Here is a 24,709-nt window from a genome sequence, read left to right on the forward strand (position 1 = left end):
CGCAATCATGGAAGCCTTCACCCAGCACATCGGTACGGCGGCCCCGCTGCGCCGGAGCAACGTCGACACCGACCAGATCATCCCGGCCGTGTATCTGAAGCGGGTCACCCGGACCGGTTTCGAGGACGGGCTGTTCGCGGCCTGGCGCAACGATCCTTCCTTCGTCCTCAACCAGCCTGAGTACGACGGCGTCTCGGTGCTCGTGGCCGGGCCGGACTTCGGCACCGGATCGTCCCGGGAGCACGCGGTCTGGGCCCTGCTCGACTACGGGTTCCGCGTGGTCGTGTCGTCGCGGTTCGGCGACATCTTCCGCGGTAACTCGGGCAAGGCCGGCCTGCTCGCGGCACTGGTCACCCAGGACGTCGTAGAGCGACTGTGGGCCACCATCGAGGCCGACCCGGGCACCAAGGTGACCGTCGACCTGGAGAACAAGACGATCTCGGCCGGTGACGTCTCGGCGCCGTTCGAGATCGACGACTACACCCGCTACCGGCTGCTGAACGGACTCGACGACGTCGGCATCACGTTGTCGCACGAGGCCGACATCGCCGCCTACGAAGCGACCCGGCCGGCCTTCAAGCCGGCCACCCTTCCCGCGAAGGCGTGACCCCTTGAGTTATCGCCGCCGTAACGCGCAGCACATCGGCGGCGATAACTCTGGTGTTACCCTTGCGTGGTTGTCAGAACAAGGCTTGCGAGATCAAGGAGGTGAGGCGCTGGTGACCAGCGATCCCTCCAGACATACCGATCTCGCTCGACCTTGAGAGGCTGAATCCTCTGGTAGTTGCGGCTTGAGTGCCGTGGGGGTCGGGCATACGCGTGCCCATCACTCACTCGCTTCACCGCACCTGGAGGACTTATGTCCGACCTGCGCCTGCGCACTCTGCGCGCCTTCGGCCGCACCCCGTCGCTCCGTACCGCCGCCCGCAAGCATGCCGTTCCTGCTGTCGAGCCGGTCGAGAAGCCACGCGAGGCCGCGAAGCCCAAGGGGCACAGCGTCGTCGACAGTGCGATCTATTGTGGCGGCCGGCGGGTCGCGTCCCCGGGATCGCTGGCCGAGACCTATCGCGTCCTGCACAAGGCCCCGCAGAGCCTGGCCTGGATCGGCCTGTACCGGCCGGACAGCCGCGAGCTCGCGTCGCTGGCGCAGGAGTTCGACCTGCACGAGCTGGCCATCGAGGACGCCATCCAGGCCCACCAGCGGCCGAAGCTGGAGCGGTACGGCGACACGTTGTTCGTCGTTCTGAAGGCCGCTCGCTACCGGGACGCGACCGAGGAGGTCGAGTTCGGCGAGGTGCACGTGTTCGTCGGCCCGGACTTCGTGGTGACGGTCCGGCATGCCGAAGCGCCCAACTTGGCCGCCGTACGGCGCCGGGTCGAACGCGATCCCGACCTGCTCGGCCGGGGCACCGAGGCCGTGCTCTACGCGATCATGGACAAGGTGGTCGACGGCTACGCACCGGTGGTCGCCGGTCTCGAGAACGACATCGACGAGATCGAGACCGAGGTGTTCCGCGGTGACCCCAAGGTGTCGCGGCGCATCTACGAACTGTCCCGTGAGGTGATCGAGTTCCAGCGCGCGACCCGGCCGCTGGTCGGCATGCTCGAGTCGCTGCGCGGCGGTTTCGAGAAGTACGGCGTCGACGAGGAACTGCAACGATCACTCCGCGATGTGGCCGACCACGTCACCGAGGTGGTGGAGAAGGTCGACGGTTTCCGCGAACTGCTCCGCGACATCCTGACCGTGAACTCGACCCTGGTGGCGCAGCAGCAGAACGAGGAGATGAAGAGCCTCGCGATCGCCAGCAGCGCGCAGAACGAAGAGGTCAAGAAGATCTCCGCCTGGGCGGCCATCCTGTTCGCGCCGACCTTGATCGGCACCGTCTACGGGATGAACTTCGACAACATGCCCGAACTGCACTGGCAGTACGGCTATCCGTTCGCGATCGGCCTGATGGGCATGGTCTGCGGTGGTCTGTACCTCATCTTCAAACGCCTCAGCTGGCTCTGACATGCTGTCTGCCAAGGAGGTGGACAGCTATGTGGTTGTTCCTACGCCGGCGCCTGATCCTGTGGGCCATGCTGGCGATCGCCGTACCGTTGCTGGACTGGCTGCTGGGCAAGGCGGCTGCGGAGTTACGGGCCCGGAAGGGTGACACTGCCGTGGCCCGCGGTCTCGACACGGCCCAGTCCGGGCTGCGAATTTGCGTGGAAAGGGCCGTTGAGGCGGTGACTGATGGGGACCGGATCGTTGCTCTGAAGGGATTCGGGGACCTCTGAAGGGCCGGATCGGGCCAAATTGTGGCACGAATCGCCCAAAACAAGGCCGAATTGCCGCGTTGGTGTTTGTGCGCGGCGTGTTGAGTCCATAACGTTCACGTGAGATCGAGCGCTGTGCTCGACGCCTACGTTCACGGAGGGAAGCAGTGAACAAGAGCCAGTTGGTCGAAGCGCTCGCAGTGCACTTCGACGGAAACCGCCGCCAAGCCCAGCACGCACTGGAATCGGTGATCGACACCGTAGAGCGCGAGCTGACCAAGAAGGGTGGCAAGGTCGCTATCACCGGGTTCGGTGCCTTCGAGGCCATCGAGCGTGGCGCGCGCATCGTGCGCAACCCGCGGACCGGCGAGACCAAGCGTGCCAAGAAGACCGTGGTTCCGAAGTTCCGCGCGGGTGCGGAGCTGAAGGCCGTTGTCTCCGGCGCGAAGAAGCTGCCGAAGCTGGTCGTGCCGAAGCCGGCCGCGACCGCCACCAAGGCGGCCGCCCCGGCGAAGAAGGCCGCTCCGGCCAAGGCCGCGGCGACCAAGACCGCCGCCGCCAAGAAGGCGACGGCGACCAAGACGGTGGCGAAGAAGGCCCCGGTCAAGGCAGTTGCCAAGAAGGCCCCGGCCAAGACCGTCGCCAAGAAGGCGCCGGCGAAGAAGGCCCCGGCCAAGACCGTTGCCAAGAAGGCGCCGGCCAAGAAGGCCCCCGCCAAGAAGGCTCCGGCGAAGCGCGCAGCTACTCGCTGACCTTCAAGCACTGCAGCACCGCGGTAACCGCACTACAGCGAAGGCCGGTCTCCCCACTCCAGGGGCGACCGGCCTTCGCCGTGTGGGGATGCCTGCGGCAACCTTCTAGAGCTCGGTGGCGAATTCGACCTTGCTGACAGCCAGACTGGCGCCAGATCCCGTTGTCTGCAGCCGCACCCGCTGCCCGACGCGCAGATGCCGCACCGGGGTGTCGGCGACGGCATGCACGGTGAAGGGGAGCTCGATCCCGGTGTCGGTCAGCACGGATCCGGAGAAGGTTTCGCCGTCGTACCGGCTCACGGTCGCTTGCATGTCCCAACCGTACTTCAGCAGGCGATGCCCTCGGTGCCCGTCGCCGCACCCAGCACCAGTGACATCACGTCCGCGGTGGCCGGACCGACACCGAGTTGTACGGCGTGCGCCAGATCGGCCGCCGTGTCGACATCTCGCCGTACCGACTCGATCCCGGCCAGCTCGACGGAGACCGCGCCGGAGGCCTGGTGGGCTAGTGCGGAACCGACACCGAAGCGCGGATCCAGCGCGACCCCGGGAGCTGCGGCGAGCAACGTCGTACCGGTGCCGGGCTGGTCGATCACGAACGATCGCGGCGCCACACAGGCGGCCAGTACGGCGGTCAGCTCGGCGGGCCGCAACGCGGGCAGATCCGCCGAGAGGGCCGCGACTCCGGTGCCCGGGAACTCCGCGGCCGCGACAGTGGCACCATGCAGCAAGGCTTCGTTCAGGCCCGCGGACGGGAGGTCGGGCACCACCCGCGCACCCACCGCGCTGACGTCCGCGGCCACCACGGGATCGTCGGTGACGACCAGGACCGCGCGCACCAGGGGAGAGGCGAGGGCGGCCGCAGTAGTGTCGACAGCGAAGGCGCGGGCGAGCTCGGGCCGGTGCTGAGGGTAGGCGGACGCGAGCCGGCTCTTCGCGATCGCCGTACGCTTCACCGGGATCGCCAGGATCCAGGGAGCGACCAGTAGGTCTGCCATCAGGCAGGATTCTCCCATGACGGATGGCAGTGACGAGCACCAGGAGGCAACAGTGGACGGCCAAGGCAGCGATCCCCGGCCACGCCGGGGCTTCTGGTTCGGCCTGGTGGTGGCGATCGTCAAGCCGTTCATGCTGGTGTTCACCAAGCCTGAGTTCACCGGCCGGGAGAACATGCCGCGGTCGGGTGGCGTGGTGTTCGCGGCCAATCACATCTCGCACTTCGATCCGTTCGTGCTCGGGTTCTACATCTGGGAGTGCCGCCGGATCCCGCGGTTCCTCGGCAAGGCGTCGGTGTTCAAGCTGCCGGTTCTCGGCCGGATCATCACCAGTGCCGGGCAGATCCCGGTGCACCGGGACACGGCTCAGGCGGCCGACGCGTACCGGGATGCCGTCGCCGCGGTCGAGCGGGGCGAGTGCGTCGGCATGTATCCGGAGGGCACGATCACCCGCGACCCGGAGATGTGGCCGATGACGGGCAAGACCGGGGCGGCCCGGATCGCGCTGCAGACCGGGTGCCCGGTGATCCCGGTCGCCAACTGGGGTGCACAGGAGGTCCTGAAGTCCTACACCGGCAAGATCAGGGTCCGGCTGCTGCCGCGCAAGACCATCCAGGTGCGGGCCGGGAAGCCGGTCGACCTGAGTGCGTTCAAGAGCAGGCCGCTGACCAACGAGCTGTTGCACGAGGCAACCGAGGTGATCATGACCGCGGTCGCCGAGACGCTCGGGGAACTGCGCGGCGAGACCCCGCCGAAGGAGCTCTACGACCTACGCAAAACCCGCAAGCCAGTTGATGGTGAGGAGACGGCATGACTGTATTGATGCCACGCCTCCGGCGCAGCGGGTCATCGGGCTGTGACTCCCAGCCTTCCCTCGTCGCTCCGGTCGCTTCGCTCCCTCCGCTCCTCAGTCCAGGCAGGGAGGCCCGATGACCAGGGTCGCGGTGTTCGGAGCCGGATCCTGGGGTACGGCGTTCGCTGTCGTGCTGGCGAACGCGGGGAACCAGGTGTCCGTCTGGGGCCGGCGTGAGTCGCTCTGCGAGGCGATCAACACCCAGCACGAGAACGCCGACTACCTGCCCGGCCTTCGTCTCCCGGACGCGATCACCGCGACCCACGACCCGGCCGCGGCGGCCGATGGCGCGGAGGCCGTCGTACTCGCGGTCCCGAGCCAGTCGTTGCGGGAGAACCTGACGGACTGGGCCGGCGTCCTGCCGAACGCCGTACCCCTGGTCAGCCTGATGAAGGGCGTCGAGGTCGGTACGACGAAGCGGATGAGCGAGGTGATCGCCGAGCTGACCGGCGCCGGGCCGGAGCGGATCGCGGTGGTGTCGGGTCCCAACCTCGCGCGCGAGATCGCCGAGGGACAGCCGGCCGCGGCCGTAGTCGCGTGTGCCGACGAGGGGACCGCGACCCGGATGCAGAAGCTGTGCCACTCACCGACGTTCCGTCCGTACACGAATGTCGACGTGATCGGCTGCGAGCTCGGCGGCGCCTGCAAGAACGTGATCGCCTTGGCGGTCGGGATGGCGGTCGGGCTCGGGTTCGGCGACAACGCGCGGGCGTCTGTGATCACCCGCGGGCTGGCGGAGATCGCTCGCCTCGGTACGGCGCTGGGTGCGGACGAGCACACGTTCTCCGGGCTGGCCGGCTTGGGTGATCTGGTCGCGACGTGTTCGTCGCCGTTGTCGCGGAACCGGACATTCGGCGAGAAGCTCGGGCAGGGCATGACGGTGGCCGAGATCGCCGGTGCGACCCGTCAGGTCGCCGAAGGCGTGAAGTCCTGCGCGTCCATCTCCGAGCTGGCGCATCACCACGACGTCGAGATGCCGATCGCCGAGCACGTCACCAAGGTCGTCGCCGGTGAGATGACGCCGAAGGACATGTTGTTCAGCCTGGTGTCCCGCTCGGCCAAGTCGGAGCGCTGGGGATGATCCCGGCCGCCTTCGCACAGTCCACCATCGACCGTGAAGGCGAGGCAGGCGCGGCCTGGCTGGCCGAACTGCCCGGAATCATCGAAGACCTGCTGTCGCAGTGGCACTGCGTGGCCGACGGTCCGGTCATGCACGGCCAGGTCGGTGTGATCCTGCCGGTCCGGTCGAGTGCCGGGCCCGCGGTGCTCAAGGTGTCCTTTCCGCATCCCGGCAACGTGCACGAGGCGGACGCCTTCACCGCTTGGGAAGGCCGGGGCGCTGTCCTGCTGTACGAGCGCGACGACGAGCGCTTCGCGATGCTGCTCGAGCGTGCGCAGCCGTCAACGCTGTGGGAGGTCGGCGACGGCGACCAGATCGTCGCGGTGGCTGGACGGCTCAGTTGCCGGTTGTCGGTCGCGGCGCCTGCCGAGCTGCCGCGGTTGGCGGACCAGGCCGACAGCTGGGAGGACGAACTGCGCCAGGGCGCGGCCGATTTCCCCGGCGTCTTGCCGGACGCGGTGCTGGACGCCGCCTTGGCCGTCGTCGACGAGCTGGGCCGCGATCAGCCGGATCTCCTCGTGCACGGCGATTTCCATCCCCGCAACATCCTGCGGGGCGAACGCGAACCGTGGCTGGCCGTCGATCCCAAGGGTTACGTGGGGGATCCGGCGTACGACGGAGGCACGTTGCTCAAGCCCCGTGCGCTGGCGCTGATCGAGGCCGAGGACCTGATGAAGGCGTTGCGGCACGAGTTGGACGTCTTCGCCGAAGCCGCGGAGCTGGACCGGGAGCGCGTGCGGAGGTGGGCTCATCTCCACGTCGTGCAGGCTGCTTTCCACGGCCGGCGGCGCGGTTTCGGTCGCGCCCGCGGTGGTGCGTACCTGGACCGGATCCTTGGCCTGGTGGATCAGCTCGCCGTCAGTTGGTGCTGAAGGACCAGGGTCGCCGCGCCGCGGAGGGCGGCGTCCTGGCCGGAGCGTGCGGTGACCACGCGCAGGTCGGTCGTGGCCAGAGGCAACGATCTGGCATAGATCGCTTCGCGGATGCCGGCCAGCAGGCTGTCGCCGGCCTGGGAGAGTGAGCCGCCGATCACGATGACGGACGGGTTGAGGAGGCTGACGGCCGCGGCGAGCACCGTGCCGATCTCACGGCCCGCCTGGCGGATCGTACGGGTCGCGATCGTGTTGCCGGCCCGGACCAGGTCGACCACGTCCTGACTCGACGACGGTTCCAGCCCGGCGGCGCGCAGTTGCCCGGCGACGGCCGTGGCCGACGCGACCGCCTCGAGACAGCCCGTGTTCCCGCAGCGGCACACCTCGCGGTGTCCCGGCGCCTGGATGTGCCCGATGTCCCCGGCCGCGCCCTGGGCCCCGCGATGGAGCCGGCCGCCGCTGATCACGCCGGCGCCGATGCCGGTCGCGACCTTCACGAACAGCAGGTGCTCGACATCGGCGTACTCTCCAGCGTGCTCGCCGAGCGCCATGATGTTCACGTCGTTGTCGACCAGGACCGGTCCGAGGTGTTCACGGCTGAGCCGGCCGACGACGTCGTACGAGTCCCAGCCCGGCATGATCGGCGGATGGTTCGGGCGGCCGGTGCTGTGCTCGACCGGTCCGGGCAGTCCGACGCCAGTACCCGCGAGGTCAGTGACGGATCGCCGTGCTGCCCGCAGCAAGACACGTCCCAATCGTGCAACCTCGCTCAGGACCACCTCAGGCCCTTCGGCAATGTTGAGCCGGGTTGTCGACCGGTCCACGATCACGCCAGTCAGATCGGTGAGCGCGACCGACACGTGCGTCGCGCCGACGTCCGCGGCCAGGATCAGCCGGGCGGTGGGATTGAACCGGAACCGCGCCGGCGGTCGCCCGCCGGTCGACGCCGCTTCGCCGGACGGTACGACGAGACCTGATGCGACCAACGCCTCGATCCGGCCAGTCACGGTGGATCGGGCCAGGCCGCTGAGGTCGATGAGTTCGGCGCGGGTGCGCGGTTGTCCATCCAGGAGCAGGCGCAGTACGGCATCGGTCTCCGCCGTACCGAGATCGCTCATGGCCGCACTTCCGTCCCTGGGCCGGTGGACTTTTGCTTGACAGGGTTCAAAAGTGTCACATAGCGTCCTTCGACGTGTCCACCAGTGCGCGCAAGCTCCGGGTCGGGATCGTCGGTGGCGGCTTCATGGGCCGCGTTCACGGCAGGTCCGCGTTGGTCTCCGGAGCCTCGGTGGCCGGTGCCGTTGGCTCATCGCCTTCAAGGGCTGAGGCAGCAGCCGAGGCGACCGGCGCCGAACGCGGTTTCGCGACCATCGACGAACTGCTTGCCGCCGACATCGACGTGGTGCACGTCTGTACGCCGAACAACACCCACCTCGAGGTGACGCTGAAGGCGCTCGAGGCCGGCAAGCACGTGATCTGCGAGAAGCCGCTGGCGACCTCGGTGCAGGACGCGGCCGGACTGCAGGCCGCCGCGTTCGAGGCTGAGCTGGTCGGCGCGGTGCCGTTCGTCTACCGCTACCACCCGATCGTCCGCGAGCTGCGCACCCGAATCGCCGCCGGTGACGCCGGTGTGATCACCAGCCTGCACGGGTCGTACCTGCAGGACTGGCTGGCCGGCGCGGACGACCAGAACTGGCGGGTCGACGACTCGACCGGCGGACCGTCGCGGACGTTCGCGGACATCGGGTCCCATTGGTGCGACCTGACCGAGTTCGTCACCGGCGACCGGATCGCCGCGATCAGTGCGCAACTGCGGACCGTCCGGGGTCAGCGCGGTGGTGTCGAGGTCCGCACCGAGGATCTGGCCACCGCACAGTTCCGCACTGAGGCCGGCGTGGTCGGCACGATCGTGGTCAGCCAGGTGGCGGCCGGCCGGAAGAACCGGCTGTACCTGGAGGTCTCCGGTACCGAGTCGAGTTTCGGCTTCGACCAGGAGGACCCGGATCGCCTGTGGGTCGGCCGTCGTACCGCATCGCAGCTACTGACGCGCGACCCCGAGACGCTGAGCCCGCCCGCGGCGCGGGTGAACCGGCTGCCGGCCGGGCACGCGCAGGGATACCAGGACGCGTTCGACTCGTTCGTCGCCGACAGCTATGCCGCCGTCCTGGGCGACCACCCGGACGGCCTGCCCGATTTCGCCGCCGGTGCGCGGTCCGCCCGCGTGGTCGACGCCGTACTGCGCTCGGCCGCGAACGACAGCGCCTGGATCACCGTCGACAACTCTTAGGAGCCAGTGAGATGCCTCGTCCGATCACTCTGTTCACCGGTCAGTGGGCCGACCTGCCGTTCGAGGAGGTCTGCGAGTTCGCCTCCTCGGCCGGGTACGACGGGGTCGAGATCGCCTGCTCGGGTGACCACTTCGACGTCCAGCAGGCGGTCGACGACGACTCGTACGTCCAGGGGCGCAAGGACATCCTGGAGAAGTACAACCTGCAGGTGTTCGCGATCTCCAACCACCTGGTCGGCCAGGCGGTCTGCGACAACCCGATCGACTTCCGGCACCAGGCGATCGTGCCGTCCCGGATCTGGGGCGACGGCGACGCCGAAGGCGTCCGGCAGCGGGCGGCCGAGGACCTGAAGAACACCGCGCGGGCGGCGGCGAAGCTGGGCGTGAACACGGTGATCGGCTTCACCGGCTCGTCGATCTGGCAGTACGTCGCCATGTTCCCGCCGGTGCCGGCGGAGCGGATCGAGGCCGGCTACCAGGACTTCGCCGACCGGTGGAACCCGATCCTCGATGTGTTCGACGCGGAGGGCGTGCGGTTCGCGCACGAGGTGCACCCGTCGGAGATCGCGTACGACTACTGGACCACCACGCTGACGCTGGAGGCGATCGGTCACCGCGAAGCGTTCGGGCTGAACTGGGACCCGAGCCATATGGTCTGGCAGGACATCGACCCGGTCGCGTTCCTGTGGGACTTCAAGGACCGGATCTACCACGTCGACTGCAAGGACACCCGGATGCGGGTCGGCGGCGGCCGCAACGGCCGGCTGGGCTCGCACCTGCCGTGGGGCGACCCGCGGCGCGGCTGGGACTTCTACTCCACCGGCCACGGCGACGTGCAGTGGGAGGACTGCTTCCGCGTGCTGAACTCGATCGGCTACGACGGCCCGATCTCGGTCGAGTGGGAAGACGCCGGCATGGAGCGCAAGGTCGGCGCCGCCGAGGCCGTCAACGTCATCCGGGCCCTCGCCTTCGACAAGCCTGCGGCCGCCTTCGACGCAGCCTTCGCCACCGACAAATGAGTTCTACGGTCGTGGCACCCGCGCCGCGCGGGTGTCACGACCGGCGGCGACGCCGATGACGAGTTGTACGACGGACAGCCCGGCGAACACGATCAGAGTGGCGTCCCAGCCGCCGGTCTGCTCGGCCAGATAGCCGGCGAGCACCGGCCCGGTGGCGGCGAGCAAATAGCCGACAGCCTGCGCCATCCCTGACAACTGCGTGGTCTCGTGATGACTGCGGCCGCGGATGCTGATCAGCGTGAGCGCGGCGACCAGGGCCGCACCCTGGCCCAGGCCGGCGACAATCGCCCAGACCACGGACAGGCCCGGCGCCAGCAGCAGGCCGAGCAGCGCGATCAGGATGGGAAGGCTGGCCGTGATCGTGCCGGCCCGCTGATTGTCCGGATGCCGCATCAGCCGGGGAATGGACAGGCCGCCGATAAGGCCGAACCCACAGATAGAGACCTGACGACGGAGCCGCCTCCAGGACGGCCTGCGCGGTCAGGGCGAGCAGACGGCTGCCGATGCCTTGTCGCTTGAGTGGGGACCGCACGTGGAGGTTGTCGACCAGCGCACCCCAGGTCGGGTCCGAGTCGAGGACCGTGTGAGCGAGCCCGACCAGCTCCCCGTCGTACTCCGCGAGGATGGTGCGCGCCTGCGGCGACGCTGTCGCCAGTCGCTCGGTCCATCTCCCGGCCAGGAATCCGGCGGGTTCCCCGTCGAGGAAGGCGTCCGCGTAGGCACCGCGGTAGTGCCGCTGCCAACTGTCGGCGTGCAGCCCGGCCACAGCGAGTGCATCCTCCGGCCCGGCCAGCCGAAACCGCAGACCTGATTCCGTCCCTGTCGAATTGAGCACCTTGAATTCGTATCACTGGTGAGGCGTCCGTGCCGGGGCTGTCCACTTTCAGTCCAGGCCGGCCACCCCCAGTTCACCCAGCCGGTGGCGGATCAGGGAGTCCAGTTGCTCCCAGGCCGGCGAGGACGCGTTGACAGTGGTCTGGAGGAGCTGGGGGATGGCCGAGTCGGCGGACACGCCCGGGAGGTCGGTGCCGTAGCGGTCGATGCTCGCGGCAACGATACGGTCGGCCAGCTCGGTCAGGAACGGATCGGCCGGATCCAGATCGTGCGCCCGGTCGTAGGCGAGGTAGAGATCCAGGAGATCGGCGTCGGTGAGGGCCTGTGCCTGGTCATGGAAGAGGGCGTCGGCGACCTCTGGGTGGGTGGCGTAGACCACGATCCAGAGGTCGCGTTCCATCGCGATCCAGCGGTCGGTGAAGCCCAGGTCGGTCAGCCCGGCGAGGTGGTGGTCGATCTCGGCCGGCAGCAGGCGGACCTCGCCGGCGGCGAGCTTCCGGAGCCGGCGCTGGGTGTCGCGGAGCCGGCGGATGCGATCGGTGAGCTCGGTGTCGATCTGCTCCAGCGCGGCATCGAAGTCGTCCGGCGCCGACCCGAGCTCGCGGATCCGCGCCAGTGGAACACCCGCCTCGGCCAGCGTCCGGATCCGCACCAGGTCGACCACGGCTTGTGCGGGGTAGCGGCGATACCCGGACGAGTCCCGTTCCGGCTCGGCCAGCAGGCCCTTCGCGTGGTAGACGCGGACGGTCTTCGTCGACACCCCGACGTACCGGGCCAGCTGTCCGATGGTGAGCACGCATCCATTCTTGACCTTGCCCTAGGGGCAATGTCGCATGATCGACTCATGACTGACTGGGACACCCTGCGCGCGCTCGCCGACGAGGGCAACGAGAAGGCGATGGACCGCCTCGCCGATCTGGCCGACGAGCGCGGCGACGTGGACGCTTTGAACGAACTGCTCGACGAAGGCAACGAGCGGGCCGGCGAACACCTCACTCGCCGCGCGGCCGCCGCCAAGGACCTGCTCGAGCTCCAGCGGATCAGCGACGCCGGCTATGAGGAGGCGGGGGAGGTCCTCGACCGGCTGCTCTAGGTCCGTACCCGCGGCTTCGTGCGCAGCACTGGCGCGAACACGGCCAGCGCGGAGGCAAGCGCGGTGACGACCAGGAACGAGACGGTCAGGTTGCTGGCCTGGGCGATGCCGCCGATGATCGACGGCGCGACCAGCCCGGAGGCGTAGGTGATGGTGGCGACCCCAGCGATTGCCTGGCTGGCGTTCGTACCGCTCCGGGCGGCGGCCGCGAAGGCCAGCGGTACGACGACCGCGATCCCGATCCCGATCAGCGCGAACCCGGCCATCGCCACGATCGCGGTCGGAGCGACGACGACCAGTACGCCGCCGGCCGTGGCGATCACGCCGCTCCACCGAACCGTCCGTACGGCGCCGAACCGGTCGACCACCGCGTCACCGGTGAGCCGCGCGATCGTCATCGTCAGCGCGAACCCGGTCGTCGCACCCGCCGCGACCCCGGCCGAGCTGTCGAGGATGTCGCAGGTACACCGCCGACCAGTCCAGACTCGCCCCCTCGGCGAACACCGCACAGAATCCGACCGCCCCGATCAGCAGCGCCGACTTCGGCGGCAAGGTGAACCGCGGCGGCGGCTCCTCGTCCGCGTCGGGGTGCACGTCCAGCACGAACTGACACACCACGGTCCCGACCAGCGTGAGTACGACGGCCATCACCGCATGGTGGACCTGGGCACTCAGCCCGGCATGCGCCGCCACCGTCCCGATCGCAGCACCGAGCAACGCCCCCGCACTCCACATGCCGTGCAGCCCGGACATGATCGACTTCTTCAGCCGGTGCTCGACTTCGACCCCGAGCGCGTTCATCGCGACATCGGCCATCCCGGAGGTCCCGCCGTACACGAAGAGTGCGGCGCAGAGCGTCGGCAGGTTGGGGGCGAGCGAGGGGAGGAACAGCGCGAGCGTCCATAGGGCGAGCAGGCCGCGGAGGGCGGTCCTGGTGCCGAAGCGGTGGGTCACCCGGGCGGCCAGCGGCATCATCAGCGCCGCGCCGAGAGCCGGGAACGCGAGGGCCAGCCCGAGCTGCCCGGGGGATGCGCCCGCATGCTCCTGGATCCACGGCACCCGGGTCGCGAACGAGCCTGTCACCGAGCCGTGCACGCAGAACACCGCCGCCACGGCGTAGCGCGACCGCCGGACCAGGGTGGTGTCATCAGTCACAAGCAAACACACAATCTGTTTGAACGATCAGGCGGATGGTAGGTTTCTGCGCGTGAGAAGCGCGGAACGGCATCAAGTGATCGTAGAACGACTACGGGCTGTTGACCGAGTATCGGTCCAGGAACTGGTCGAGGCGACCGAGGCATCGGACATGACGGTCCGCCGCGACCTCGACTTCCTCGCCGTGCAGGGCGTGCTCAAGCGCGTCCACGGGGGAGCCGTGTCCGCGATGCCCTCCGGTGTCGAGCCGCCGTACTCGCTCCGGGCCCAGGCGGCCGTCGCGGCGAAGCAGGCGATCGCGAAGGCCGCTGTCGCGCACATTCACGACGGCGAGACGATCGTCCTGGACAGCGGTACGACGGCGCTCGAAGTCGCCCGCCTGCTCCACGATCGTGCGCTGACGGTCATGCCGCTCTCGCTGCATGTCGCCCACGAATTGGCCGACGCCCCGAGGATCCGGTTGCTGATGCCGGGCGGCGAGGCGCGCAAGGGAGAGTTGGCCCTGGTCGGCCCGCTGACCGTCGCGTCCCTGCGGGCGCTGCGCTTCGACCTGGCTGTGCTCAGCCCGTGCGCGTTCAGCCTCGACGCCGGCCTGACCGCGTTCGACCTCGGCGACGCGGAGGTCAAGCAGGAGGCGCTGAAGGTCGCCACTCGCTCGATCGTGCTCGCGGACGCCGCCAAGTGGGATCGCGCCGCCCTCGCCTACGTCTGCCCCGCTGACCGCCCCGACGTCATCATCACCGACCCCGAAGCCCCGGAGGACCAGCGAACCATGCTCGCCCAACGCGGAGTCCTGGTAGAGGTGGCCCCTTGACTCTACTGATGCCACGCCTCCGGCGCGGCGGGTCACGGGGCCTCGACTCCCGGCCTTCCCTCGTCGCTCCGGTCGCTTCGCTCCCTGCGCTCCTCAGTCCAGGCCGGGAGGCCCCGTGACCAGCACCGACCTGCGTTCGCAGACCGCTCCGCCACGAGCCGCCCGCGTCGCCACCTGGCTGTACTTCGGCCTGAACGGCTTCGCGGTCGGCATGTGGGTCGTCCACATCCCCAACATCGAGCATGCGACCGGCATCTCGCACAGCACGCTCGGACTCTTGCTGCTGGTACTCGGCGGCGCCGCGTTCACCGGCATGCAGGTCGCCGGTCCGCTCGTCGATCGCCTCGGTCAACGCCGTCTCGTTCCGGCCGCCGGCGTACTGCTCGGCATCGCGCTCGCGGGTCCCGGCCTGGCGCACAACTGGTGGACGCTCGGCCTCGCCCTGATCCTGATCGGCTTCGGCAACGGCTCGATCGATGTCGGCATGAACGCTCAGGCGGTCGTGGTCGAGCGTGGTTACCCGCGCCCGATCATGGCTGCGTTTCACGCGATGTGGTCGATCGGTGGCGCCATCGCCGCACTGATCGGAGCCGCCACGCTGCGAGCCGGCGTACCGACCGAGGTGACACTGGGCTTGTCCGGCCTGGTGTGCATCGTCATCGCCCTGGCCGCCCGACCCTTCTTGCTCGAGGCAACTATCGGCGAAGAGCACGAGCCGGAGCGGGAGCGGGCGAAGCCGCCCGCCAAGCTGGTCTGGGCGCTTGGTGGACTCGCGTTCGGTCTGATGCTGTCCGAGGGCGTCGCCAACGACTGGGCCGCGCTGCACTTCCGCGACATCCTCGGTACGTCGGTCAGCACGGCGGCCTACGCGTACGGCGCTTTCGCGGTGGCGATGACCGTGGGCCGGTTCCTCACCGACCGGGTCGCCGCGGTCGTCGGACCGGCTGCGATCGTCCGGTGGGGCGCCGCGATGGCCGCCGTCGGCCTCACCGTCGTGATCGTGGTCCCGTGGGTCCCGGTCGCGCTGTTCGGTTGGGCGCTCTTCGGTCTCGGCCTGGCCGGCGGCGTACCGCAACTCTTCACCGCCGCCGGCAATCTCGACCCGCGCGCGGCCGGCGCGCTGATGGCACGCGTCGTCGGACTCGGGTACGTCGGTCTGCTCGCCGGGCCGGCGTTGATCGGCGGACTCGCGCACTGGATGCCGCTGAACATCGCGTTCATCCTGCCGGTCGTGCTGTGTGTCCTGACGTTCTTCGGTGGGCCGGTGCTCAAGTCCCGTTCCTGAGGGCCTGCTCGAGATCGGCCCACAGGTCGGCGGGGTGCTCGATCCCGACGGCCAGGCGGATCAGATCCTCGGGGATCGTCGGGACCTCGATCGGCCAGCGGCGACGGCGTTCCAGCATCGACTCGACGCCGCCGAGGCTGGTCGCGTGCACCCACAGCTCGGTGCGTTCACACACCCGCTGCGCGGCTTCGGCGTCACCACCGAGCTCGATCGACAGGATCGCGCCGAAGCCCGACATCTGCGCCTCGGCCCGCTTGCGGCCCGGATCTCCGGGCAGACCCGGATAGCGCACCCGGCTGACCCGAGGGTGTTCGAGCAAACGCTGGGCCAGGAATGCCGCGTTCGACTGCGCCCGCTCCAGTCGCAGCGCGAGCGTCCGCAGACCACGCAGGGCGAGCCAGGCTTCCATCGGGCCCGGGATCGCGCCGAGGCTGCGGCGGCGGAGTTCGATCGCGGTCCACAGGTCGTCGTCGGCGGTGATGACCGCGCCGAGGATCACGTCGGAATGACCGGCGATGAACTTGGTGGCCGAGTGCATCACGATGTCCGCGCCCAGTTGGAGCGGTTGCTGCAGCAGGGGCGTCGCGAAGGTGTTGTCCACGACAACGATTGCCCCGGCCGCGTGACCGGCGGCGGCGGTCACCGGGATGTCCGCGACCTCCATCGCTGGGTTCGTGGGTGACTCGATCCACAGCATGAAGGCGCCGTCGACCGCCTGGACAACCGCCTCTGTGTCCGCGACGTTCACCCGCTCCACCTGCAGGCGGCCCGCTTCGGCGTGCTGGTCGAGCAGCGCGAGTACGCCGGAGTATGCGTGCTGCGGCGCGACCACCCGGCCGCCGAGCGGGACGAGATCGACGATCGCCGCGACGGCCGCCATGCCGGATGCGAACGTCAGCCCACGGCCGCCCTCGAGCTCCCCGAGTGTCTCCTCCAACGCGGACCACGAGTCGTTGCCGAACCGCCCGTACCCGCGGTCCCCACCCGCGACGTACGTCGAGCTGAACACCGGCGACTCACCGACCGGCGCGTTCGGCACCCGCTCGGGCCGGCCGGCATGGACGACAACAGTGGACGGGTCGAGATCAGAAGCCATACGAAGAATTCTCCCGGGCCCCGATGACCCGCCGCCGAGAGGGGCCGGACATTGGGGCTGCCGGGAGCGGGATGCCGCCTCCACGCAGGAGGGTCATCGCTCGCCGAGCCAGCTCGTTCACCTGGGTACCGTCGGGGTTCTCGACCCAGGTCCGGACGACTGTCTCGATGATGTTCATCGCGATCCCGGCGGCCAGGGCGGCAGTGAACTCGGCGTCCCGCGGGTCGCGCGCGGGCAACCGGCGTACCAGCTCATCCGCGAGATCGTTGCGGAAGCGCCAGATCAGCTCGTTCAGATGCGCGCTCACCGAGGCCGTCTGGGCGGCCAGCTCGAACACCGCGCGAACCCGGTCCGGGTTCCGCTCCAGTTGCGCGAGCACCCGCTCGATCACCGCCTGCAGACCGTCCGCAGATCCAGCCCGGGCTGCTCGCGGAACCAAGTCACCGCGTCGACCAGGCAGTCCTCCACGAACTCCAGGACGAGGGTCTCCTTGGTCGGGAAGTACCGGTACAGCGTGCTCGGACCGACCTCCGCGGCCGCGGCGATCTGCTCCACCGTGGTCCGGCCGAAGCCGTGGTCGGTGAACAGCTCGAACGCCTTGTCCGCGATCAGCCGGCGGGTCCGTTCCCGCTTCACCTCGCGCAGTCCCATCTCCACCTCCGCGGGCAGGGTACCGACGGCGAGGCGCATAAGCGGTTGCGGCGGATGCTCGCCACCGAGTTCGCGGTCAAGCGGATGGAGGCAATGCGACCGCGGATCGCCGCCATGATCGAGCAGCAACTCGACACCATGCTGGCCCGCGGCGGGCGCGTGCACGGCGTCACGTCACTCCCAGTCACATGGACGTGACCGCTACGGACCGCGATCTGAACAGCTCTTAACCGAACCCTGATCGGTTCCTGATCTCCGGGCCGCTACAGTCGAGCCGGTGAGTGAGTACTCGAGGGAAGAACAACGCAAGCCCCGTGTCGCCGTCGTCTTCGGTGGCCGGTCGAGCGAACACGCCATCTCCTGCGTGACCGCGGCCAACGTGCTGCAGGCGATCGACCGGGACAAGTACGACGTGGTCCCGGTCGGCATCAGCACGAGCGGCCACTGGGTCCTGGAAAGCGGCGACCCGGAGCGGCTGTCGATCACCGACGGCAAGCTCCCCGAGGTCGACGTTGCCGCGCTGCCGGTGCTCTTCGGCGCGAACCGCGAGCTCGTGGTGAGCGAAGCCGGCCAGGTCCCGAGCACGCTCGGTGAGGTCGACGTGGTCTTCCCGCTGCTGCACGGCCCCTGGGGCGAGGACGGCACCATCCAGGGCCTGCTCGAGATGTCAGACATCCGGTACGTCGGATCCGGCGTACTGGCCAGCGCGGTCGGCATGGACAAGCACTACATGAAGGTCGTCTTCCAGGCCGCCGGCCTCGAGGTGACGCCGTACGTCGTCATCCGGGACCGCGACTGGACCCAGGACCCGGCCGCGTGCCGGGAAGCCGTGGACGCGCTCGGCTACCCGGTGTTCGTGAAGCCGGCCCGGGGCGGCTCGAGCCTGGGCATCAGCAAGGTGAACAGCCTGGACGAGCTCGACGCCGCGGTCGCCGAGGCGCGGTCGCACGACCCGAAGGTGATCGTCGAGGCGTCCGCCAAGGACCCGCGCGAGATCGAGGTCGGCGTGCTCGGCGGGCTGAACGGCGGCAAGCCGGACGTCAGCGTCTGCGGCGAGGTCGCGGTCTCGGGCGGCGGCCACGACTTCTACGACTTCGAGACCAAATACCTCCCCGAGGGCGAGGACTACACCGCCCTCTCGGTCCCGGCCGACCTCCCCGAGGAGATCGCCGCCGACATCCGCGCGAAGGCCCTCACCGCCTTTGACGCCATCGAGGCCGAAGGGCTGGCCCGCGTCGACTTCTTCCTGGATGCCGACGGCCGCGTCATCATCAACGAGATCAACACGATGCCCGGCTTCACGCCCACCAGCATGTTCCCCCGCCTCTGGGCAGCCTCCGGCGTGGACTACGCAGCCCTCGTCGAACACCTCCTGACCCTGGCCACAACCCGCCCCACCGGCCTCCGCTGAACACGCCGCGGTCATAGGCGGCTCGCTCGGGTGTGGAGGTAGCGCTGCTGAGGGAGGCTGGTTGTCCTGCTGGCCGCTTCCTCGTAGGCCGCCCGGGCACCGGCCGTATCGCCGGACATCTCGAGCAGATGGGCCCGGACGGCCGACAACCGGTGATCCTTGGCGATCCGGTCGTCGTCCTCGATCGTGGCGAGGAGTTCGAGCCCTTCGTCCGGCCCACGTGCCATCGCGACCGCCACGACATGATTGAGCGCGACCATCGGGTTGTCGGTCACCTGGAGCAACACCTCGTACAGCGCAAGGATCTGCGCCCAGTCGGTCTCCTCGGCTGACGGCGACTCGTCGTGCACCGCCGCGATCGCGGCCTGCAACTGATAAGGCCCGACCGGCCCCCGAGGAAGTGCCGCGGTGATCAACGCGACGCCCTCCTGGATGAGCTCCGGGATCCAGAGCGACCGGTCCTGCTCGGCCATCGGGACCAGCTCGCCGAGCGGCCCCGTCCGCGCCGGACGACGCGCATCGGTCAGCAACATCAGCGCCAGCAATCCCATCACCTCGCTGTCGTCCGGCAGCAGCCGGTGCAGCATCCGCGCCAACCGGATGCCCTCGGCCGACAACTCGACCCGTTGCAGGCTCGGCCCCGTCGTACTCGCGTAGCCCTCGTTGAAGATCAGGTAGACGACCTTCAAGACCGCACCGAGTCGCTCGTCCCGGTCAGCCGGCAGCGTGAACCGCGCCCCGCTCTCCTTCACGCTCGCCTTCGCCCGGGTGATCCGTCGCGTCATCGTTGCCTCCGGCACCAGGAAGGCCCGGGCGATCTCCGCGGTGGTCAGACCCCCGACCGCCCGCAACGTCAACGCGATCTGCGACGCGGGGGACAGGGACGGATGGCAGCACATGAACAGCAGGACCAGCGTGTCGTCGGTATCCGCGACAGGCTCGCCCGGCAGGGTCCACTGAGCCACCCGATCCTCACGCCGCTGCCGGGCCTGCTCCCGGCGGAGCAGATCCGTCAGCCGACGCGAAGCCACCGTGATCAGCCACCCGCGTGGACTGTCCGGCACGCCGTCGTCCGGCCACTGCTGCGCCGCCGCGAGCAACGCCTCCTGCACCGCGTCCTCAGCGATGTCGAAATGCCCGTACCGCCGGACCAGCGCCCCGAGCACCTGCGGCGCCAGCTCCCGCAGCAGATCCTCGAGAGACATGGTCATGTCGATCACTCCAACAGGTCGTCCTGGCCCTCGACCAAAGGCCGGACGTCGGCGTAGGCGGTCGCGCGGACGAAGTCCGGCGCCGGCGTGTCAGCGAGTCTGGCGGCGATCTCGGTCGCCCGGTCGAACGACTCGCACTCGACGATCCAGTATCCGGCCAGCACCTCCTGGGTCTCGGCGTACGGCCCGTCGGTCACCACCGACACGCCATCCTTCGAGCCCAGCCGTCTGGTCAGCACCGGCGCCGCAAGCGCGCGGGTCTCGACCAGCTCACCGGACTCGGCCAGGTCGGCGTTGAACTTCGTCATGAACGCGCCCATCGCGGCGAAGTCCGCACCCGTCCAGGCCGGCTTCCCGGTGTCCTTTCCCGCCATCCCGTCGTAGTCCTGCTGCGACGCGTACGTCAGGATCATGTACTTCATCGGATTCTCCCGTCGTCCCGGGCGCCCACCGCGGGCGCCTCTCAGCCGAGACGTCGCCCCCGCCGGCCCGAACCGGACATCACCGCAGAGGAACTTCTCGACAGGGAGTATGCCGTCGTCAGATACAGGGCGTGACGAGTTTGTTGTACTTGTGGACAACGTCCGAGACGTCGGTCAGGGCGTTCGCCTCGGGCTTGTACTTCGACGGGACCGCGACCTCGAAGTAGAGGGCGCGCCCGATCGTGGTGAAGACCCAGCCGTTCGTGACCTCTTTGGCGAACCAGCCGACGCCGTTCACCTCGAAACACTGCGACTGTGCCTCGGCCATCCCGGCCGGCGGACTGACGCCACACGTGACCTCGATCGGCGGATCGCCGTACGCGGTGGTGAGCGGGCTGGCCGGCTCGGTCTTGCGCCGTTTGGCGTCCAGGACCTTCTCGGGCAACGCTTTCACGAGCTGCGCGCAGGCGGCGGCGACATCGGGCGCGGGGGACGGGACGGCGACGGGCGTAGGACCAGGGCTGCACCCGGCCAGCATGATCAGGCCGAGTGCGGCGAGGAAGAGTTTGGGCATGCGAAAGACGGACGGGACCCTGTGCGTGAGCTCAGATGTGGACGACGGGGCAGGTCAGGGTCCGCGTGATGCCGGGCACGTTCTGGACCCGGGCAACCACCAGTTTGCCCAGTTCGTCGACGTTGCGGGCTTCCGCGCGGACGATCACGTCGTACGGACCGGTGACGTCCTCGGCCAGGGTGACGCCCTGGACCTCGGCGATCTGTGCAGCGACGTCGGCCGCCTTGCCGACCTCGGTCTGGATCAGGATGTAGGCCTGGACCACCACGTCGTTCTCCACTCAGTCGTCCTCAGCTGGCTCCGGCTGTGCTAATGCGGCGTACTGCGCGACCGCCGGGCGTACTCTTCGTTGCCCGGTCACGGTACCGCCTAGACTCCGGTTGGCGATATGGGAGGTCTGTTGACGTGACAGAGACGTTGGGGAGCACAGGTGAGTTCGGTCTGATCGAGGCCGTCACCAAGGGGCTGTCCACAGGTGAGGACGTCCTGGTCGGACCCGGTGACGACGCTGCCGTGATGGCGGTGCCCGACGGGCGGATGGTGATCACGACCGATCTGCTGGTGGAAGGGCGCCATTTCCGCCAGGACTGGTCATCGGCGTACGACGTGGGCCGCAAGGCCGCCGCGCAGAACCTGGCCGACATCATGGCGATGGGAGCCAGACCGACCGCACTCGTGGTCGGCTTCGGTGCGCCCGCCGACCTGCCGACGGCCTGGGCGCTGGAGCTCAACCAGGGCCTGGTCGACGAGTGTGAACTGGTCGAGGTGAGCATCATCGGCGGCGACACGGTCCAGTCGGACAAGATCGTCGTCTCGGTGACGGCGTTCGGTTCGCTCGACGGACGGCCCCCGGTGCTGCGTTCGGGAGCGCGGCCGGGCGATGAGGTCGCCTACATCGGCCGGCTGGGCTGGGCCGAGGCCGGCTGGGCGGTGCTGGCGCGTGGGTTCCGCTCGCCGCGGGCTGTGGTCGAAGCGCATCGCCGCCCACAACCGCCGTACGCGGAAGGTCCGCGGGCCGCCCTGGCCGGAGCGTCCTCGCTGTGCGACGTGAGCGACGGACTGCTCGCCGACCTTGGGCACATCGCAGTCGCCAGCGACGTTGTCATAGATGTGCACACGCATGCGCTGACCGTGCCCGAGCCTCTCCAGGCCGTGGCTGCCGCGACCGGTGTGGACGCGCTGAAGTTCGTGCTGACCGGTGGCGAGGACCATGCGCTGGTCGGCACCTTCGAACCGGCCGACGTGCCCGAGGGCTGGACCGTCATCGGGTCGGTTGCTGAAGGCAATGAGGAGCGCCCGGGCGGGAACGTCACGGTGGACGGCGCGCCGTATGCTGCCGAGTCCGGTCACGCCCACTTCAGGAGTTGAGATGCTGCCCAGAGTGCTGACCATCGCCGGCTCAGACTCCGGTGGCGGAGCCGGGATCCAGGCAGACCTCAAGGCGATGCTGGCCAACGGTGTGCACGGCATGAGCGTGCTGACCGCGATCACCGCGCAGAACAGCCTCGGCGTCCAGGGCGCGTGGGAGCTGCCGGAGGAACAGGTCCGGGCTCAGTTCCACAGCGTGGTGGACGACATCGGCGTCGACGCTGTGAAGACGGGCATGCTGGCGTCGGCATCGATGGTCAGCGTGGTCGCGTCACTGCTGCGGACGCTGCCGCCGTCGGTGCCAGTGGTGGTCGACCCGGTGTCGGTATCGAAGCATGGCGACGCATTACTCGCCGCCGATGCGATGGACGCCGTACGTACCGAGATCGTCCCCATGGCTACCGTCCTCACACCGAACCTCACGGAGCTCGGACCGCTCGCCGGAGTCGACCTGGAGACGGTGGAGGACCGGGAGCTCGCGGCCAAGCTGCTATTGGACGCTGGTGCGTCGTGGGTACTGGTGAAGGGCGGTCATGACGTCGGCACGGCGTCGGTGGACGTGCTGCACGGTCCAGGGGTACGACGGTCTTACAGTGCGGTGCGGCTGGACAACAGACACACGCATGGCACCGGATGCACGCTGGCCAGCGCGATCGCGTCGTACCTGGCCCGTGGGTACGACGTACCGAGTGCAGTGGGTGCTGCGAAGGAGTACGTGACTGGGGCGATCGCGGCCGGGTTCGCACTCGGTGGTGGAATCGGTCCGGTCGATCACGCGTGGAGATTTCGAGGGAGTGGCAGTTGACGAACCAGCAGCCCCCGGTTGACGGGTACTGCGAGCAGTGCGGCTTCAACTACGACACGGGTGACCTGCAGGGCACGGTGACGCTGCTCATCCGGCAGGCGGCGGACTGCAGCATGGCGCTCACCAAGGCCGCGGCCGGTCCGGACCCGGACGTCGTACGGTTGCGGCCGGAGCCGGACGTGTGGTCGGCGATCGAGTACGCCTGCCATGTGCGCGACGTACTGGAGATCCAGCGGCAGCGGATCGCGCAGTGCCTGGCGGAGGACCGGCCGGTGTACGCGCCGATGGACCGGACTCGTCGGGTGAAGCAGTTCAAGTACGAGGAGCAGGACCCGATGGAGGTGGCGGCCGCGCTGATGCGGTTCGCTCGGGAGTTCGGGGCCGCCGCGCGGGTGCTCACGCCGCCGCAGCTCGGGAGGCTGGGGCTCTACAACTACCCGGTACGCGCGCCGCGCACGTTGGGCTGGATCATCCGGCACACCGCCCACGAGATCCAGCATCACCGGCTCGACCTCATCACGATCCTGGCCAAGGTCGAGCCACCGATCGTGCCCAAGCCCAAGCCAGAGCCCTCGGCGGAGGCCGAGCCGTCGTTGGAAGCCGAGTCGTCGTCGGAGTCTGCGGAGAACGCGGTCGACTAGTGCTGCGCGGCCCAGGCGGCGATGGCGGGCTGGCTGGTGAGGTGATCGAGGGCCAGTGCCGCGGCACCGCGGAGCGGGCCGTCGGGCTGGTGCGTGGCGGCGAGGACCGGCGGGGGAGAGCCACGGTGGAACGTCATGAGTCCGTCTAGGTAGGCCTGCTCGAAGGTGGGCGCCGCAGCGGCCCGAAGTGCGATCGCCAAGCCGCCGATCGTGACCACATCAGGGTCATGGGCGTTGACGAGCCCAGCGATGCCGGTGGCGAGGGCGGCGACGACCTTGGCTACCGCACGGGTCGCAGCACGGTCGGTACGTCGCAGTACGGCCTCGGTGTAGTCGTACGGATCGTCCGGAGTCGGCTCCTTGAGGTGCCTGGCCAGCGCGCGACCGTCGATGTCCAGATCCCAGCAGCCACGGGCGCCGCAGGCACACAACCGGCTGCGGTCACCGAACGGCATGTGGCCGTACTCGCCGCCGGCTCCGGATGCGCCCTGTACCGCTACGCCGTCGATCAGCAGCGTCCCGCCGAGACCTACCTCGACGATGAGGTGCAGCGCCGTACCGGCCCCGGCAGCAGCGCCAGTGCGAGCCTCAGCCACGCCACTGAGGGTTGCGTCGTTGCCGGCGAGCAGTGGGAGCCCAGTACCCGCGATGACGGCCTCCAGGTCCAGCTCGGCCCAGTTCAGCGTCGGCGCCTGCATCAGATGGTTGTCACGGATAGTGCCCGGTGCAGCCAGGCTCACGAGGCGCAGACGAGCGCCGTACCGCTGCTGGGTCCGCTCCACCTCGCGCTGCAGGTTGCTGAGCACCACCTGCGCCCGTCTGCTGCGGTGGCGCTTGTTTTGCTGGTCTAGAAGTGTCCCGTCGAGCGTGACGACCGCACTCCGCCAACTGCTCTGCCTCAGGTCGAGTGCGAGCACTACCGGTCCTTGCGGATGTGCTCGCAGCACTGTGGTCGGCCGCCCCCGACCCTGACTGGGTGCCGGGACCTCGGTGAGCAGGTGTACGTCGCGTAGCCGGGCGGTGACCTCGGTCGCCGAGCCGGTGCTCAGCCGCAGCTCTCGCGCCACCGCGGCCCGGGTGATTCCGGGCCGGCGACTGAGCTGCGCCAGTACGTCCGAAGCCGTCTGCCACTGTCCCCGACGCACTGGAGTCATAGCATCGTTTTACCTTATGCTCGTAGGACGAGTTTAAT

General features: G+C 69.0%; 32 protein-coding genes and 1 pseudogene. 17 read left to right on the plus strand and 16 right to left on the minus strand.

Annotated features, from left to right (window positions below):
* Positions 1-7: 7 nt before the first annotated feature.
* From leuD to OG876_RS26625, 4 genes are all read left to right on the plus strand, one after another.
* Complete coding sequence (leuD, locus tag OG876_RS26610) at positions 8-607, plus strand: 3-isopropylmalate dehydratase small subunit (protein ID WP_328519363.1); 600 nt, start codon at positions 8-10, stop codon at positions 605-607.
* A gap of 252 nt (positions 608-859) precedes the next feature.
* Positions 860-2,011, plus strand: a complete 1,152-nt coding sequence (gene corA / locus OG876_RS26615; protein WP_328519364.1) for a magnesium/cobalt transporter CorA — start codon at positions 860-862, stop codon at positions 2,009-2,011.
* Between the two features lie 68 nt (positions 2,012-2,079).
* Entirely contained in the window at positions 2,080-2,280 is a 201-nt protein-coding gene (locus OG876_RS26620; protein ID WP_328519365.1) for a hypothetical protein, read from the plus strand.
* 146 nt (positions 2,281-2,426) lie between these two features.
* Positions 2,427-3,011: an HU family DNA-binding protein gene (locus OG876_RS26625; RefSeq protein ID WP_328519366.1), complete on the plus strand. Its 585-nt coding sequence runs from the start codon at positions 2,427-2,429 to the stop codon at positions 3,009-3,011.
* Between the two features lie 105 nt (positions 3,012-3,116).
* Here OG876_RS26625 and OG876_RS26630 read toward each other — a convergent pair whose 3' ends face one another.
* Together OG876_RS26630 and cofC are read right to left on the minus strand one after the other, a co-directional pair.
* Entirely contained in the window at positions 3,117-3,323 is a 207-nt protein-coding gene (locus OG876_RS26630) for a hypothetical protein (RefSeq protein ID WP_328519367.1), read from the minus strand.
* A gap of 14 nt (positions 3,324-3,337) precedes the next feature.
* A complete protein-coding gene (cofC, locus tag OG876_RS26635; RefSeq protein WP_328519368.1) occupies positions 3,338-4,009 on the minus strand; it encodes a 2-phospho-L-lactate guanylyltransferase in 672 nt (223 codons plus the stop codon).
* Positions 4,010-4,025: 16 nt separating this feature from the next.
* Between cofC and OG876_RS26640 the strand changes: the two genes are divergently transcribed.
* From OG876_RS26640 to OG876_RS26650, 3 genes are all read left to right on the plus strand, one after another.
* Positions 4,026-4,820, plus strand: coding sequence for a lysophospholipid acyltransferase family protein (locus OG876_RS26640; RefSeq protein ID WP_328519369.1), 795 nt, complete (start codon positions 4,026-4,028; stop codon positions 4,818-4,820).
* Positions 4,821-4,935: 115 nt separating this feature from the next.
* Complete coding sequence (locus OG876_RS26645; protein ID WP_328519370.1) at positions 4,936-5,940, plus strand: NAD(P)H-dependent glycerol-3-phosphate dehydrogenase; 1,005 nt, start codon at positions 4,936-4,938, stop codon at positions 5,938-5,940.
* Entirely contained in the window at positions 5,937-6,851 is a 915-nt protein-coding gene (locus tag OG876_RS26650) for an aminoglycoside phosphotransferase family protein (RefSeq protein ID WP_328519371.1), read from the plus strand. Before OG876_RS26645 ends, OG876_RS26650 begins: the two co-directional genes overlap by 4 nt.
* Here the strand turns inward: OG876_RS26650 and OG876_RS26655 are convergent.
* On the minus strand, positions 6,827-7,969 hold the full coding sequence (locus OG876_RS26655) for an ROK family transcriptional regulator (RefSeq protein ID WP_328519372.1): 1,143 nt from the start codon (positions 7,967-7,969) through the stop codon (positions 6,827-6,829). The two genes, OG876_RS26650 and OG876_RS26655, sit on opposite strands and share 25 nt — an antisense overlap.
* A 74-nt stretch (positions 7,970-8,043) precedes the next feature.
* Here OG876_RS26655 and OG876_RS26660 point away from each other — a divergent pair, with 74 nt between their 5' ends.
* Both OG876_RS26660 and OG876_RS26665 read left to right on the plus strand, forming a co-directional pair.
* Entirely contained in the window at positions 8,044-9,138 is a 1,095-nt protein-coding gene (locus tag OG876_RS26660; protein ID WP_328519373.1) for a Gfo/Idh/MocA family protein, read from the plus strand.
* A gap of 11 nt (positions 9,139-9,149) precedes the next feature.
* Positions 9,150-10,157: a sugar phosphate isomerase/epimerase family protein gene (locus OG876_RS26665; RefSeq protein ID WP_328519374.1), complete on the plus strand. Its 1,008-nt coding sequence runs from the start codon at positions 9,150-9,152 to the stop codon at positions 10,155-10,157.
* Positions 10,158-10,160: 3 nt separating this feature from the next.
* Here the strand turns inward: OG876_RS26665 and OG876_RS26670 are convergent, their stop codons facing one another.
* From OG876_RS26670 to OG876_RS26675, 3 genes and pseudogenes are all read right to left on the minus strand, one after another.
* Positions 10,161-10,550 carry a hypothetical protein gene (locus OG876_RS26670; protein ID WP_328519375.1) on the minus strand — a complete coding sequence of 130 codons (390 nt, stop codon included), beginning with the start codon at positions 10,548-10,550 and terminating at the stop codon, positions 10,161-10,163.
* Positions 10,551-10,587: 37 nt separating this feature from the next.
* Positions 10,588-10,992, minus strand: a pseudogene (locus tag OG876_RS44095) (GNAT family N-acetyltransferase); the annotation flags it as partial.
* A gap of 48 nt (positions 10,993-11,040) precedes the next feature.
* Entirely contained in the window at positions 11,041-11,787 is a 747-nt protein-coding gene (locus OG876_RS26675) for a MerR family transcriptional regulator (protein WP_328519376.1), read from the minus strand.
* Between the two features lie 48 nt (positions 11,788-11,835).
* Here OG876_RS26675 and OG876_RS26680 point away from each other — a divergent pair, with 48 nt between their 5' ends.
* On the plus strand, positions 11,836-12,084 hold the full coding sequence (locus OG876_RS26680; RefSeq protein ID WP_328519377.1) for a hypothetical protein: 249 nt from the start codon (positions 11,836-11,838) through the stop codon (positions 12,082-12,084).
* Here OG876_RS26680 and OG876_RS26685 read toward each other — a convergent pair.
* Both OG876_RS26685 and OG876_RS26690 read right to left on the minus strand, forming a co-directional pair.
* Positions 12,081-12,482, minus strand: coding sequence for a hypothetical protein (locus tag OG876_RS26685; RefSeq protein ID WP_328519378.1), 402 nt, complete (start codon positions 12,480-12,482; stop codon positions 12,081-12,083). The genes OG876_RS26680 and OG876_RS26685 overlap by 4 nt on opposite strands.
* The gene (locus OG876_RS26690) at positions 12,457-13,239 is read right to left on the minus strand and encodes an MFS transporter (RefSeq protein ID WP_328519379.1); all 783 of its coding nucleotides are present in this window, start codon (positions 13,237-13,239) and stop codon (positions 12,457-12,459) included. The genes OG876_RS26685 and OG876_RS26690 overlap by 26 nt, the downstream gene beginning before the upstream one ends.
* A gap of 76 nt (positions 13,240-13,315) precedes the next feature.
* Here OG876_RS26690 and OG876_RS26695 point away from each other — a divergent pair, with 76 nt between their 5' ends.
* Together OG876_RS26695 and OG876_RS26700 are read left to right on the plus strand one after the other, a co-directional pair.
* Positions 13,316-14,053 (plus strand): DeoR/GlpR family DNA-binding transcription regulator, encoded by a 738-nt coding sequence (locus OG876_RS26695; RefSeq protein WP_328519380.1) that lies wholly within the window; start codon positions 13,316-13,318, stop codon positions 14,051-14,053.
* A gap of 115 nt (positions 14,054-14,168) precedes the next feature.
* Entirely contained in the window at positions 14,169-15,338 is a 1,170-nt protein-coding gene (locus OG876_RS26700) for an MFS transporter (RefSeq protein ID WP_328519381.1), read from the plus strand.
* On the opposite strand, the gene OG876_RS26705 is transcribed toward OG876_RS26700, so the two are convergent.
* The 3 genes from OG876_RS26705 to OG876_RS26715 are packed head-to-tail and all read right to left on the minus strand — an operon-like array spanning position 15,322 to position 17,085.
* A complete protein-coding gene (locus tag OG876_RS26705) occupies positions 15,322-16,434 on the minus strand; it encodes a trans-sulfuration enzyme family protein (protein ID WP_328519382.1) in 1,113 nt (370 codons plus the stop codon). The genes OG876_RS26700 and OG876_RS26705 overlap by 17 nt on opposite strands.
* Positions 16,424-16,825, minus strand: a complete 402-nt coding sequence (locus OG876_RS26710) for a hypothetical protein (RefSeq protein WP_328519383.1) — start codon at positions 16,823-16,825, stop codon at positions 16,424-16,426. Before OG876_RS26710 ends, OG876_RS26705 begins: the two co-directional genes overlap by 11 nt.
* Positions 16,822-17,085, minus strand: coding sequence for a TetR/AcrR family transcriptional regulator (locus tag OG876_RS26715; RefSeq protein WP_328519384.1), 264 nt, complete (start codon positions 17,083-17,085; stop codon positions 16,822-16,824). The genes OG876_RS26710 and OG876_RS26715 overlap by 4 nt, the downstream gene beginning before the upstream one ends.
* 54 nt (positions 17,086-17,139) lie before the next feature.
* Here OG876_RS26715 and OG876_RS26720 point away from each other — a divergent pair, with 54 nt between their 5' ends.
* Both OG876_RS26720 and OG876_RS26725 read left to right on the plus strand, forming a co-directional pair.
* Positions 17,140-17,283, plus strand: a complete 144-nt coding sequence (locus tag OG876_RS26720; protein ID WP_328519385.1) for a hypothetical protein — start codon at positions 17,140-17,142, stop codon at positions 17,281-17,283.
* Positions 17,284-17,362: 79 nt separating this feature from the next.
* The gene (locus tag OG876_RS26725) at positions 17,363-18,496 is read left to right on the plus strand and encodes a D-alanine--D-alanine ligase family protein (protein ID WP_328519386.1); all 1,134 of its coding nucleotides are present in this window, start codon (positions 17,363-17,365) and stop codon (positions 18,494-18,496) included.
* An 11-nt stretch (positions 18,497-18,507) separates the two neighbouring features.
* Here OG876_RS26725 and OG876_RS26730 read toward each other — a convergent pair whose 3' ends face one another.
* From OG876_RS26730 to OG876_RS26745, 4 genes are all read right to left on the minus strand, one after another.
* Entirely contained in the window at positions 18,508-19,707 is a 1,200-nt protein-coding gene (locus tag OG876_RS26730; RefSeq protein ID WP_328519387.1) for an RNA polymerase sigma factor, read from the minus strand.
* A gap of 5 nt (positions 19,708-19,712) precedes the next feature.
* Positions 19,713-20,129: a YciI family protein gene (locus OG876_RS26735; RefSeq protein WP_328519388.1), complete on the minus strand. Its 417-nt coding sequence runs from the start codon at positions 20,127-20,129 to the stop codon at positions 19,713-19,715.
* Between the two features lie 118 nt (positions 20,130-20,247).
* On the minus strand, positions 20,248-20,703 hold the full coding sequence (locus OG876_RS26740; RefSeq protein ID WP_328519389.1) for a DUF3515 domain-containing protein: 456 nt from the start codon (positions 20,701-20,703) through the stop codon (positions 20,248-20,250).
* 31 nt (positions 20,704-20,734) lie between these two features.
* Complete coding sequence (locus OG876_RS26745; RefSeq protein ID WP_184806149.1) at positions 20,735-20,971, minus strand: Lrp/AsnC family transcriptional regulator; 237 nt, start codon at positions 20,969-20,971, stop codon at positions 20,735-20,737.
* Positions 20,972-21,108: 137 nt separating this feature from the next.
* Between OG876_RS26745 and OG876_RS26750 the strand changes: the two genes are divergently transcribed.
* The 3 genes from OG876_RS26750 to OG876_RS26760 are packed head-to-tail and all read left to right on the plus strand — an operon-like array spanning position 21,109 to position 23,517.
* On the plus strand, positions 21,109-22,071 hold the full coding sequence (locus OG876_RS26750) for a thiamine-phosphate kinase (protein ID WP_328519390.1): 963 nt from the start codon (positions 21,109-21,111) through the stop codon (positions 22,069-22,071).
* Between the two features lies 1 nt (position 22,072).
* The gene (thiD, locus tag OG876_RS26755; protein ID WP_328519391.1) at positions 22,073-22,876 is read left to right on the plus strand and encodes a bifunctional hydroxymethylpyrimidine kinase/phosphomethylpyrimidine kinase; all 804 of its coding nucleotides are present in this window, start codon (positions 22,073-22,075) and stop codon (positions 22,874-22,876) included.
* Positions 22,873-23,517, plus strand: a complete 645-nt coding sequence (locus tag OG876_RS26760; protein ID WP_328519392.1) for a DinB family protein — start codon at positions 22,873-22,875, stop codon at positions 23,515-23,517. The genes thiD and OG876_RS26760 overlap by 4 nt, the downstream gene beginning before the upstream one ends.
* Here the strand turns inward: OG876_RS26760 and OG876_RS26765 are convergent.
* Positions 23,514-24,671, minus strand: coding sequence for an ROK family transcriptional regulator (locus OG876_RS26765; protein WP_328519393.1), 1,158 nt, complete (start codon positions 24,669-24,671; stop codon positions 23,514-23,516). The two genes, OG876_RS26760 and OG876_RS26765, sit on opposite strands and share 4 nt — an antisense overlap.
* Between the last annotated feature and the right edge of the window lie 38 nt (positions 24,672-24,709).

This window comes from Kribbella sp. NBC_00359, assembly GCF_036097425.1.
GTDB lineage: Bacteria > Actinomycetota > Actinomycetes > Propionibacteriales > Kribbellaceae > Kribbella.